Raw genomic sequence first — 11,580 nt, 5'->3', positions numbered from 1 at the left:
GTCAGGACAGCACGACGATGGCGCCGGGAAGCGATGTCACCCTGGCGCCATAGGCTTCCCTGACGAGCGCGATCAGGTCGTCGACCCGATCGATCGGGATGCGCGCCTCGACGGGACGGCGGCCGAGCGTCTCATTCATGAGAATGATGCGGCCAGTCCGATAGCGATTGACCTCCTCGATAACTTCGACGAGCGGCGTCTGCCGGAACACCAGTTGACCGACGCGCCATGACGTCACCACGGCAGGATCGACAACAACCGGCGCGCCCACCGTCCCGTCGGCATAGGAAGCCTGCTGGCCTGCGCGAAGACTTGTGGACGTCCCGGCATAATCGACGGCAACCATGCCGCGATGACAGGTCACCACCGAGCGGCCGGCATCGCAGCGTATATTGAATTGCGCATCGGAGGCATGAACCGCTCCGCCGCCGGCCAGGACCGTCAACATCGTCGGCAGCTGGTGCGGGACGGAAATCGTCGCCTCGCCCAATACCAGCTCGATCTGCCGCTCGTTCGGCTTCTGAACGACATTCAGACTGCTGCGGGTATTGAGTTCGATCGTCACTCCGTCGCCCATCGCGATCTCACGGCGCTCTGCGGTGCGCGTGCGATAATCGGCGGCCAGCTCCTGGGGTGACGGCCATAGCTCCAGCGGCGGATGCGCGATCACATAGCCGGCCCCCGCAACCGAGGCTGCGATCGCTCCCCCCAGGAACCAGCGCCGTGAATGTCCCGCATGGCGTGACGGCATCTGTCCGGGCGACCGCGACGCGGCGGGAAGACGCGCCGCCGTTCCCAGGCTGTCCCACAGCAGATTGGCCTCGGCGAACGCCCGCGCATGAACCGGACTGCGGGCACACCATTGCTTCAAAGCGCGGAGATCTCCGGCGGTGGCCTCCCCGGACGTCAGGCGCACGAGCCACTCCTGGGCCTCGCGCTCAAGCGCCTGATGTCCGCTCACATCTGTCATTGGAGTGATGTCCTTGCCCATGCCTGCCCCTATGACTCTTTTGGCAGGCCGGGACCGAACCGGCGAATGACTTTTCTTCCCAGGCGTTGCGAGCAGTGCTGCAAGGCCTGCACAAGCTCCTTTTCGACCATCCGCGGAGAAATACCGAATTCCGCCGCGATGTCAGCATGTTTCATTTCATGGACCCGCGCGAGCAGGAAGATCGCTTTGCGACGGGGTGTCAGCTCGTTCAGCGCAGCGGCAAGCTCCTCGAGCTCGCGCCGTGCGTCGGCAATGCGTTCGGGATCGAGCGTCTCGTCCATCATATGGCGCACGACCTCGATCTCGGACGGTGAGAGCTTGCGGCTGTCGGCTTGCCGCAGATCCGCAGCCTCGTTCAGTGCCATCCGAAACAGATATGACTCCGGCTTGTGAATCGTACTGATCTCGCCGATCCGCTCCAGCCGCAGCCAGGTCTCGTGCAGCACTTCGACGGCAAGGGCATCGGAGCCCAGCCGACGCCGCAGCCGTTCGCGAAACCGCTGATACTTGGCCTCGAAAATGGTCCGCATCCGGATAGTCGCCGTCTCGGTCATCGTGGGACCGCGGATCGGGCTACGCATATCGCATCGGTGTTGCGCCGGTGCAGAACGACGGTGACCGGCTGCGGCATATCCGCCGGAGGCCGCGCAACTCTTGCGCCCTTGATCGTGTCCGTTATGCGCGCATCGCGGGTCTCGTCGCCGCTCGAACCGACCGTATGAACCGCATCGACCGCTCCGGCCTCACCGATCCACACCTGTACGACCGACCGGTAAGGACCCGGCCGAATATCTGCATTGTCGCAAAGCGCGTGTTCGATCACGCTCTGCATAAGCGAGAAATAGGTCTCAAACTCCACACGACGATGCTTTCCGGCATGACCATCGCCCATGACCGAATCCGCCGCATTCGGACCGACCGTGAAGGCAGTATCCCCGGCACGACGAAACGAAAGTCCCGTCCCTGCGAGAAGAATACGCAGAGCATCCTGCGGAATCAGGCGCCCCGTGACAGAAGTTGATCGCTTTCCGCTGGCAAGCTCGGCATCGACCAACGCAGCCATACCCGTTTTGTCGGCAAATTCGACCAAGGCGCTGGCGAGCGGCTGCGCTGCAATGTCGAAGCGTCGGGCTTCGCTGGCCTGCGCATCAGCTGAAGAAAGCAACAACGCTCCCCCTATCGTAAAGCGGAACACAACGCCCCAATGCGCAAAATATGGCGCGGGCATCAGATTCTCGCTTTGCTTCTGGGGGTACACTAACGCCGAGACACGTACCTATGTGACAAGCATGACAGTGAGATGTCGGTGGGCGTGGTCAGGAAGTAGCGTCTGCAGATTTGACGGTGCAGGTGCACACGAATTTCGGCGGATCGCGGTATCCGATATCGCTGCGCTCTCCATGACGGCTCGCTCCCAAGCCTGAGCGAGTCGCATGGCAGCCGGGACGTCGATCGCCTCTACGGCGATCGTCAGGACGGGCACGCCGTCGAATTAGTGGATCGTCGACAACCAGGCGCGGGCATCGCGCTGCGCGGCGGCGATCTCGGTATCCGACATCATCTCGGCGACTTCGCGGCGCATCGGGATCGCATCGACCCGCCCCTTGAGGGCCGCGAGGTTGAACCACTTGTGCGCTGCGACGAGGTCAACGATCCCCGAGCGGCCCGATGCCCAGTACAGGCCGCGTTCGAACAGCACGTCCTGGATGGCGGTTTCTGCGATCGGCGTCGCAGCTTCGAAATCAATCTGTCCCTGAAACATCGGTCATTCCTTTTTTTGGTTTTGCCGCCCTGCTCCGAGCGCGGCCCCTGTCCATTATTTGATGCAATCCCAACCACCGTTTGCCGGCTTGTTGGGATCAATATGACCGATCAAATTTGAAGAGCAGTTTAAGCATCGCGATGAACGAAATCTGAAGAGCCGGCGCCAAAACTGGCTCGCGCACCGCCGAAAACCCAGCATTTATGCGGGTTTTCTGCGTTTTCGCCGAATTCGGTTTACCTTGCCGCTTTGGGATACCGTAACCATCGCGGCAGCGTGAGCGACCGCGGACGTTAAACGCCTGGTCAGCGAGCGCGGCGATGCCAACGCAGGAGGCGTCCAAGCGAGGAAACAAAGATATTCGGGATTGGGAAATTCGAGGCGCCGGGAATGAACCGCACCGGCAAAAACGAGGGCGTCGGCAACACGTCAGGATCATATCTCATGTGGCCGAAGCCACCGATGAAACTGCGGACCAATGATCCGCACCGAATAAAGAACGCCAATCACTGAATGACCGGCTTTCTTGCCGGACCGGTTCGCGGGAAGAGCAAGCCCTGCCCCGGAGTGACGGTCCAGCCGTTTGACCTGATGTCTCGCCGACACCCTCTTTCGTCGACCAGAGCTGCGATGAATATCCGCTTCGAGAAGCAAATTGCCGTCGAGGCCCCTGCGACGTCGCCGGCGTTGCCACCGGCGTCGATCGTGGCAGAAGAAGTTACTTCTTCTTGGCGACCTTCTTGGTCTTCTTCGCGGTCTTCTTCACAGCGCTCTTTGCTGCCTTCTTGACGGTCTTCTTGACTGCCTTCTTCGTAGCTTTCTTGGCCATGTTGCCCTCCAATAAAGAGATGACTTGATCGCTGCGTGCACTCGGGAATCGAGATGCACTTCATCCCGAATACACCAACGATTTCAAAAGAACAGTCTCTCGCTTAAGGAAGTGTTGATGGGCGCAACGCGCCACTTCCCCCACGGGCCCAGTCACAACTTGAAATCCGGCTCGCGCGGCGATGCGAGAAATGCCCGGAAACGCTGCGTCCACAAATGTCAAGATTGCAGAAAGTACTTATTTTTTCCGAGCGCCCGCAATTCGTACTATCAAACAACTACACAAACTTCTGCCGTCCCCGAACGTGAGTCGGGCGCCAAAAACCGGCGCCGGGGACTCTGAGTCGGGATTTTTGGCAATGAAAATATTTTTTCAGAAAACGCGTTCGCGACTTATCGGTGCTGGCCACAACCGCACTTTTTGTCGGCTGACAGTGCGCCGATTCGGGATCTGATTCCGTCTCCGCACGCCGTGCATCGCGTTCATGACGACGCGTCAACGAGCTCCGCCAAAACGAAAACGGCGCCGCTCGAGGCGGCGCCGCGGTCGTCATCGAAAGGCAATCGTCAGATGCCGAGCTTGCTCTTGAGGAGGTCGTTGACGACCTGCGGATTGGCCTTGCCGCCCGACGACTTCATCACCTGACCGACGAACCAGCCCATCAGTGCCGGCTTGGCCTGCGCCTGCGCGACCTTGTCGGGATTGGCTGCGATGATGTCGTCGACCACCTTCTCGATGGCGCCGGTGTCCGTCACCTGCTTCATGCCGCGCTCTTCGACCAGCGCGCGCGGGTCACCGCCCTCAAGCCAGACGATCTCGAACAGGTCCTTGGCGATCTTGCCGGAGATCACTCCCTCCCCGATCAGATCGACGATGGCAGCCATCTGCGCCGCCGATACCGGCGACGACGCGATGTCCTGCCCTTCCTTGTTGAGACGGCCGAACAGCTCGTTGATCACCCAATTGGCGGCCAGCTTGCCGTCGCGCCCCTTGTCCTTGAGCCCATCGAGCGTCGTTTCGAAGAATTCCGCGCTCTCCCGCTCGCTGACCAGCACGCTGGCGTCATAGGCCGACAGGCCGAACGCGCTGATGAAACGCGCCTTCTTCTCATCCGGCAGTTCCGGCAGCTCGGCCTTCAGCGCTGCGACATAGTCCTCGCTGAATTCCAGCGGCAGCAGGTCGGGATCGGGGAAATAGCGGTAGTCATGCGCCTCTTCCTTGGAGCGCATCGACCGGGTCTCGCCCTTGTTGGGGTCGTAAAGCCGCGTCTCCTGATCAATCGAACCGCCGTCTTCGAGGATTCCGATCTGGCGCCGGGCTTCATAGTCGATGGCCTGGCCGATGAAGCGGATCGAATTGACGTTCTTGATCTCGCAGCGGGTGCCATAGGGATCGCCGGGCTTGCGGACGGAGACGTTGCAGTCGGCGCGCAGGTTGCCCTTCTCCATGTCGCCATCGCAGGTGCCGAGATAGCGCAGGATGGTGCGCAGCTTCGACACATAGGCCTGCGCCTGTTCGCTTGAGCGCATGTCGGGCTTGGAGACGATCTCCATCAGCGCGACGCCGGAGCGGTTGAGATCGACAAAGGACTGCGTCGGGCTCTGGTCGTGCACCAGCTTGCCGGCGTCCTGCTCGAGATGCAGCCGCTCGATACCAACGGTGATGGTTTCACCGTTGGACAATTCGACGGTCACCTCACCCTCGCCGACGATCGGCGACTTGTACTGGCTGATCTGGTATCCCTGCGGCAGGTCCGGATAGAAATAGTTCTTCCGATCGAAGGTGGAGCGCCGGTTGATCTGTGCCTTCAGCCCGAGGCCGGTGCGGATCGCCTGCTTGACACATTCCTCGTTGATGACCGGCAGCATGCCCGGCATGGCCGCGTCGACCAGCGACACGTGGCTGTTCGGCGATCCACCGAACTCCGTGGAGGAGCCGGAGAACAGCTTGGCGCGGGAATTGACCTGGGCGTGAATCTCCAGACCGATGACCATTTCCCAGTCGCCGGTGGCGCCCTTGATGAGCTTCGAAGGTTTGACAGGTGCGTTCATGGGGCGGTTTCTACCGCGATGACGGGCGCGGGAAAACCCCCTGCTGCGCTTTCCAGCCCCTCGCGCGGCGCGCCAGCGACGCCCCGCGCATCCATCGCCGAAGCTAGCGACCGACCGGAACGATGTGATCCCTGATCGCAGCCGGCTTCGGCAGCAATTTGCTGTTCACCAACCACTCGTTGAGGCTTTCCAGCGCACCGAGTTCCCTTTCCCCGACCGGAACGGGTTCGCTGATTTCATAACCGGCGACGCGGGTGGCGACTGCCGGGGTCAGTTTGAGCTCCCGAACCCAGAGCTGAGCGGCCTCATCGCGGTTCTGCTGCGCCCATCGCGCCGAAGCCTGGAGTTCGTCGACGATATCTTTCAGCAGATCAGGATGAGCCTCGGCGAACGACGTCCGAACCGCATAGACGACGGCATTCTGTGATCCGAAATCCTTGGCCTGCGCAATGACACGGGCGTCCTGCTCAATCAGCGCCGTCGGAAAAAAGGTGCTCCAGGCCGACCACGCATCGACATGGCCGTTGATGAAGGCGGCGGACGAGTCGACCGGGGTGAGATAGGCACGCTTGACCGACGACGACGATATGCCGGCTTTCTCCAGCGCCTTGGTCAGCTGATAGTCGCCCGTTCCGCCACGGTTGACGGCGACGGTCTTGCCGGCGAGGTCCGCGACGGTCTTGATGTCGGATCCGTTCTTGACGAGGATTCCGGATGAATCGCCCGTGTCCCATTGATAGGCGAAGAGCGAGATGGGCGCCGTGCCGACAATGGACGATATCGCTGCACTCGAACTGCCGATCGTCACGTCGATCGCATTGGCATTCAGGGCCTCGGCGGCTGGTGCATAGGCGATGAACGGGCCGACCCAGGCGACCTTCACGTTCTTGGCGGCAAGACGCTTTTCAAGCGTGCCGCGCAACCGGCTGACCGACAGCGGCTCAGGTCCGCGCAGATAGCCAATCCGAAGCGTCAGGGGCGCCGCGCCGGGTTCGGCCGCACAGCTCGTCGATACCGCGCCCACTCCGACAAGAAGCGAGACAGCGGCGGCGCGGATTGCAGTGGACAGTGACATCGTCAGCCTCGTGCAGCGTTGAAGTAAGGGCCGATCGCATGCGCGGTTTCACGCCGGTTGCCGCGATCGAACGGGAGGAGCGGCAACAGCAGGTCCGCAACCCGATAGGTTTCCTCCAGCAGAGGCTGGCCGGACACGATGAAAGTGTCGAAACCGATGTCGCGATATTCGAGAATGCGGGCCGCGACGGTTTCGGGATCTCCGACGATGGCGGTGCCGGGTCCGTTCCGCACCAGACCGAAGCCGGCCCACAGGTCCGGATAGATTTCCAGATCGCGCGCGTGCTTTGGCTTCCGGCCGCCGACGATCTCCCGCATGCGCCGCTGGCCGACCGAATCCGATGCCAGATTGCGCTCCTGCGCGCCCGCGACCACACTGTCGTCCATGCGGTCGAGCAGCCACTGTGCGGCGTCCCAGGCTTCCTGTTTCGTCTCGCGGACGATCAGATTAAGACGAATGCCGAACTTCACTTTCCGGCCTAGTGCCTCGGCGCGTTCGCGAACCGATTTGATTTTCGCCGCGGCCAGTGGCGGCGGTTCGCCCCATGTCAGATAGGTGTCGGCGTGGCGCGCTGCGACGGACAGTGCGGGTTCCGATGAACCGCCGAAGAACAGCGGCGGGTAAGGCTTCTGAACCGCCGGCAGTTTGAGCTGCGCACCGCGCAGCTTCATGTACTTGCCGTGGTAATCGACAATCTCGCCGGACATCAGACGCCGCCAGACACCCCAATACTCGTCGGTCAGCGCATAGCGTTCGTCATGCTCGAGCTCGATGCCGTAAGGCGGCATCTGACGATTTTCGCCGGTCACCATGTTGAGGATCAGCCGGCCGTCCGAAAACTGATCGAAGGTCGCGGCTTTCTGCGCCAGCATCAGCGGCGCCACGATGCCGGGATGAACAGCAATGATGAATTTCATGCGCTTGGTCACGGGGATCAATGAAGAGCCCAGCACCCACGCATCATGCTCTCCGCCGCCCGTCGCCAGCAGCGCGCCGGTGTAGCCGAGATGATCCACCGCCCGCGCGATTTGGGCGAGGTAATCGTAATCGACGACCCGCCGCCCTTTCTCGCTCCAGGGATAAGGCCCGTCCTGCGGGATCAGGTACCAGTAGATTTCCATGGACATCCGCTTTCTCCCGGTCAGCCCTGCTTCAAGAGTTCATGCGCAAGCGCGAGCGGTTCCGGATTGATCCAGCCACCGACGTCGAAATCCCGTGCGATGAAGCCATGGCGCAGCAGGAAGTCCTTTTGATCGGCCAGCCCGCGCCGCCTGATATCCGACAGATCGAGACCGAAGTGATGCGCTACATCGCTGCCATAGGCCGCGCGCGCCTCCTCAGCTGGACGCCCGACCTCCTTGCCGATGATCTCGAGCACCTCGGAGGCATGCCCCTCGGCCCAATGCGACGCCTGCAGCAGCACCGCAAGATAGCGGGCCACGAGGTCCGGACGCTCCAAGGCGGTCCGCCGATCCACCGTCACCGGCCGCGGATTGCCGTTGTTGACGCGCAGCAACGGGTCTTCGAGTGCCCCGAGATTGATCAGGCTCCGCAGCCCGTGGGTCTTCGCACTGCCTAGCCCCGGCGCACCCTTCACATAGATGGCATCGACATCCCCACGCAGCAGCGCCGCACTTTCGAGTTCGTGAAAACGGCCGTTGGCGACACCGGCGCCTGTGACAAAAACCGGCTGCTCGCTGGTCACATCGACGAGCTCGACCTGCTCAAGCGACAGCCCGGCGATCCGCAATCCGGTCTCGATGCCGCGCAACGACATGGCGCGCGCGAAATCGACACGCTGGCCGTGCTGCCGCGGCAGTCCGATCTTTCTGCCGGCAAGGTCCGCGAGAGAATGAATGCTTGAATCCCCGCGCACCACGATCGCCTGATATTCGTCGATCCATGTCAGCGCCACAGTGACTGTGTCACGCCCTTCCGACCGCGCCCAGATGGCAGGAATGTTGCCACCTTCGCGAAACAATCCTGGAAGCGAGTGATCGAAATGCGAGATGTTGACGCGAGGGTCTTCCGAATCCCGGATCGACTTGAGCTCGATTCCGGATTTTGCGAATTCATCGCGCAGCAGCCCGAGATCAAGTGCGATGCCGGATGCCGTCGGCACAGGACAACGTGTGTACCAGAGCTCGCCGACAGAGGATGATTTTTCAAACTCGCGTGCCGGCTGACGTAGCGTCGTTACAGCCATCGCTATCTCCTGTATGAAAATGAAGCTCATCGAAAAACTTCGATAGACCATCACTGATGCGCGAACGACCGAAAAAACGCGACGAAGTGTAGTTTGAAATGAACGTGCTGCTGTCAGGAGAATCCCAATGACGTTTGTTCTTCGCGTTGGCGTTCACGCCAACAATCCCACTCTTCTCGTGCTCAGCCAGAACAGGTTGCTTGAAGAACGGCTCGCAAAAATTGCCGGCAGCGTCGAATGGGTGAAGATCGCAGCCGGTGCGCGCACCGTCGAATATGTCGGCGCCAATCTGATCCAGATCGGCGGCACAGGCCTGACGCCCCCCATCGCAGCGCAAGCCAAGGGTATCCCCCTCGTCTACATCGCGGCGTCCGAAGCGCGCGCGGTGGGCGGCATCTACGTACGCAAGGACAGCCCCGTGAAGACGGTGGCCGATCTTGCCGGCAAGACGGTTTCGCTTGGCGTTGGCTCATGGTTGCAGGCGCTGCTGGCAACCGCACTCGACCAGGCGGGCCTGACGTGGAAAGATATTGTTCCCCTGGATCTCACCGAGCCGGAGTCACGCAAGGCATTGCTGGCGGGTGACATCGATGCCTGGGTTTCGGGTGGCGGCTTGCGCGACGGCGCGGAGGACATCCGGGCGATCGCGAACACCGGAGATCTCGTCAGCAATCCGTCGGTGTTCTTCGCACGCCGCGATTTCGCCGAGGCAAATCCTGACGTGATCGCGGCAGTCGCCGGAGCCTTGCAGGACACCGATCTGTGGATCGCGCAAAATCCGGCCGAGGCCGCGGCGATCCTTGCCCGTGTCGCCGGTGGTCCGCTGAGCGCTGCTGAATGGGAGGCGCACATTGCGCAACGGCCGTGGGGCATCCGGCAGATCGACGACAAATTCGTCACCGATCAGCAGAAGTCCGCCGACCTGTTCTTCCGGTTCGGATTACTGTCGCGCAAGGTCGAGATCCGCGACGCGGTCTATCGCAATCCGCTCAATCTCCATCACGCCGCGTAACAGCGAAGTTCAAGACGAGCGGGATCGGCAGCGCTTCCCGCTGATGCCGCTGCGTCACAGGCCCGCGGCGAAGGACCGGAAGGTCGGATTGGCGCGAAGCGCGTCGCGGCCCGCAGTGATGACCTCATCGACCTGCGCCTGCGGTAGCGAGAAACGCGTCGGGACCGCCTCAAGAACGGCAGCGCGAGCCGGTTCGAGCTGATCGAACCCTAACCGTCCGATGGAGATTTTGAGGTCGCGGCAGTTCCAGCCAGGGCGAGCGCCATAGCGCGCCCGCTCCGCCGCCGACAGACCGCAGCGCCAGCGCACCAGCGAATTCTGCCACTCCGTCATGGTGCGATCGAAAGCGGTGTAGCTGGCACCGACGCTGGCATCCATGGTGGTATCGACCGCAGCCTTGATCAGATCGACGCCACTTGGTCCTTCCACCGTCTGCACCCAGTCGCCGGTGATGCCGGCCTTGGCATCGACCACCAGAAACAGCGCGCGCCGCAGTTTCACCGCCTGCTGCGGCGAAATCGGTCCATAGGGCGTCTCCGATGACTCGCGCGCGATGGTGAGGCCGGAAACGCCATAATTGTCGACAAGCCCGCCATCGAGCAGCTTGATGTATGGCACCGCGCCGTCACGGTAGCGGATGATCGCCTTCGCATAGGAACTCAACATCGGCGAAGCGGTGCGATCGGCGGCGACACGCTTGATCCAGGGCGGCAACGGATCGGTGCAAGTGCCGGGGAATGCCTGAACCACCGCCGGCGCAAACGCAATCGGCACAGCGGCCGACGCGGCTACGGCGTTGGAGAGCGGATAGGTGGTGAGGTCGCTGCAGATCGCACTGAACGCCGTCGCATCAAAGATGAACGGGACCCGGTTGTAGATATCCGAGGCATTGATCCAGACCCGCGGCCGGCCTGCGCGGAGCTGACTGAACGTCGCTCCCTCGAACAGATTGGCATCGAGCCATTTGGTGAAGCCAACGGAGTCATTGACGCCACCAGAGAAGGCGCGGCCGATAGTGCCGAGCGACAGGCTGGTTTGAAGCCCCTCCTCCGCGTTGCGGATCAGGAAGCGCTCGCGAAAATCCGATAAGGCCGCACGCTTTTTCAATCCGTAATAGGCCGCCAGCACCGAGCCGCCGGACACGCCGGACACGAAATCAACGTGATCGAGCATCGAGCTCGCTGCGCCGCGAACCGGGATCCGCTCCATTTCCGAGAGCACGCCAAAAGAAAATGCCGCCGCCCGCGTGCCGCCTCCGGAAAATGCGAGACCGACGAGAACATCGTCCGTGGCCGTGGAACTATCAAAACCGGCATTGAGCTTTGCCAGCCCGCTATCGGTCGCCGGCATATTGATCGGAATATTATGAACCGACGCACAGCCAATCAGCAGGGTGCAGATCGTGACGACAACACCGATAGAGCGCACCCAAGTCATAAATCTACCGTTCGCACGCTTTCAGTCGACCCCTGCCCTCGGATCTGACCGAAGGATGGAGCCGATCCCCGCAACACCGCACATTCCGAAAGCTCAACAAACCATAGCCCAAATCATTACGCATTTATGCAGGGCGGCGCAGATAGAAGCATCCGCGCCCGCATCATGGTTAATACAAGGCAAGCCACCTGCGTCACACGGTAGCGCGACCCGGCTG

10 protein-coding genes are annotated in these 11,580 nt (G+C 61.7%); 1 reads left to right on the top strand and 9 read right to left on the bottom strand.

Translation table 11 applies throughout. From position 1 onward, the window contains the following. Position 1: 1 nt before the first annotated feature. The 8 genes from AC1RLZ_RS02650 to AC1RLZ_RS02615 form a co-directional block, all read right to left on the bottom strand. Positions 2-970 (bottom strand): FecR family protein, encoded by a 969-nt coding sequence (locus tag AC1RLZ_RS02650; RefSeq protein ID WP_493187352.1) that lies wholly within the window; start codon positions 968-970, stop codon positions 2-4. 29 nt (positions 971-999) lie between these two features. Further along, positions 1,000-1,521 carry an RNA polymerase sigma factor gene (locus AC1RLZ_RS02645; protein ID WP_493187351.1) on the bottom strand — a complete coding sequence of 174 codons (522 nt, stop codon included), beginning with the start codon at positions 1,519-1,521 and terminating at the stop codon, positions 1,000-1,002. A gap of 20 nt (positions 1,522-1,541) precedes the next feature. Beyond that, positions 1,542-2,219 carry an STN domain-containing protein gene (locus tag AC1RLZ_RS02640; RefSeq protein WP_493187350.1) on the bottom strand — a complete coding sequence of 226 codons (678 nt, stop codon included), beginning with the start codon at positions 2,217-2,219 and terminating at the stop codon, positions 1,542-1,544. A gap of 264 nt (positions 2,220-2,483) precedes the next feature. Continuing rightward, entirely contained in the window at positions 2,484-2,753 is a 270-nt protein-coding gene (locus AC1RLZ_RS02635; RefSeq protein WP_371422757.1) for a hypothetical protein, read from the bottom strand. Between the two features lie 1,395 nt (positions 2,754-4,148). Beyond that, a complete protein-coding gene (gatB, locus tag AC1RLZ_RS02630) occupies positions 4,149-5,633 on the bottom strand; it encodes an Asp-tRNA(Asn)/Glu-tRNA(Gln) amidotransferase subunit GatB (RefSeq protein WP_493187349.1) in 1,485 nt (494 codons plus the stop codon). Positions 5,634-5,736: 103 nt separating this feature from the next. Then, positions 5,737-6,708 carry an aliphatic sulfonate ABC transporter substrate-binding protein gene (locus AC1RLZ_RS02625; protein WP_493187348.1) on the bottom strand — a complete coding sequence of 324 codons (972 nt, stop codon included), beginning with the start codon at positions 6,706-6,708 and terminating at the stop codon, positions 5,737-5,739. Between the two features lie 2 nt (positions 6,709-6,710). Further along, entirely contained in the window at positions 6,711-7,835 is a 1,125-nt protein-coding gene (locus AC1RLZ_RS02620; RefSeq protein WP_493187347.1) for an LLM class flavin-dependent oxidoreductase, read from the bottom strand. A 14-nt stretch (positions 7,836-7,849) separates the two neighbouring features. Beyond that, complete coding sequence (locus AC1RLZ_RS02615) at positions 7,850-8,914, bottom strand: ABC transporter substrate-binding protein (RefSeq protein ID WP_493187346.1); 1,065 nt, start codon at positions 8,912-8,914, stop codon at positions 7,850-7,852. Positions 8,915-9,041: 127 nt separating this feature from the next. Between AC1RLZ_RS02615 and AC1RLZ_RS02610 the strand changes: the two genes are divergently transcribed. Further along, positions 9,042-9,926 (top strand): aliphatic sulfonate ABC transporter substrate-binding protein, encoded by an 885-nt coding sequence (locus AC1RLZ_RS02610; RefSeq protein ID WP_371422762.1) that lies wholly within the window; start codon positions 9,042-9,044, stop codon positions 9,924-9,926. A 54-nt stretch (positions 9,927-9,980) separates the two neighbouring features. Here AC1RLZ_RS02610 and AC1RLZ_RS02605 read toward each other — a convergent pair whose 3' ends face one another. Then, entirely contained in the window at positions 9,981-11,363 is a 1,383-nt protein-coding gene (locus AC1RLZ_RS02605; protein ID WP_493187345.1) for a patatin-like phospholipase family protein, read from the bottom strand. Positions 11,364-11,580: the final 217 nt, after the last annotated feature.

The organism is Tardiphaga sp. GW822-FHT04G09 (assembly GCF_058800725.1).
The sequence above is the reverse complement of the archived record's forward strand: the minus strand, read 5'-3'. Positions and strand labels throughout refer to the sequence as shown.

Coding starts and splice junctions, on each gene's coding strand:
- AC1RLZ_RS02650 (WP_493187352.1), bottom strand. CDS start 970: ATGACAGATGTGAGCGGACATCAGGCGCTTGAGCGCGAGGCCCAGGAG.
- AC1RLZ_RS02645 (WP_493187351.1), bottom strand. CDS start 1,521: ATGCGGACCATTTTCGAGGCCAAGTATCAGCGGTTTCGCGAACGGCTG.
- AC1RLZ_RS02640 (WP_493187350.1), bottom strand. CDS start 2,219: ATGCCCGCGCCATATTTTGCGCATTGGGGCGTTGTGTTCCGCTTTACG.
- AC1RLZ_RS02635 (WP_371422757.1), bottom strand. CDS start 2,753: ATGTTTCAGGGACAGATTGATTTCGAAGCTGCGACGCCGATCGCAGAA.
- gatB (WP_493187349.1), bottom strand. CDS start 5,633: ATGAACGCACCTGTCAAACCTTCGAAGCTCATCAAGGGCGCCACCGGC.
- AC1RLZ_RS02625 (WP_493187348.1), bottom strand. CDS start 6,708: ATGTCACTGTCCACTGCAATCCGCGCCGCCGCTGTCTCGCTTCTTGTC.
- AC1RLZ_RS02620 (WP_493187347.1), bottom strand. CDS start 7,835: ATGTCCATGGAAATCTACTGGTACCTGATCCCGCAGGACGGGCCTTAT.
- AC1RLZ_RS02615 (WP_493187346.1), bottom strand. CDS start 8,914: ATGGCTGTAACGACGCTACGTCAGCCGGCACGCGAGTTTGAAAAATCA.
- AC1RLZ_RS02610 (WP_371422762.1), top strand. CDS start 9,042: ATGACGTTTGTTCTTCGCGTTGGCGTTCACGCCAACAATCCCACTCTT.
- AC1RLZ_RS02605 (WP_493187345.1), bottom strand. CDS start 11,363: ATGACTTGGGTGCGCTCTATCGGTGTTGTCGTCACGATCTGCACCCTG.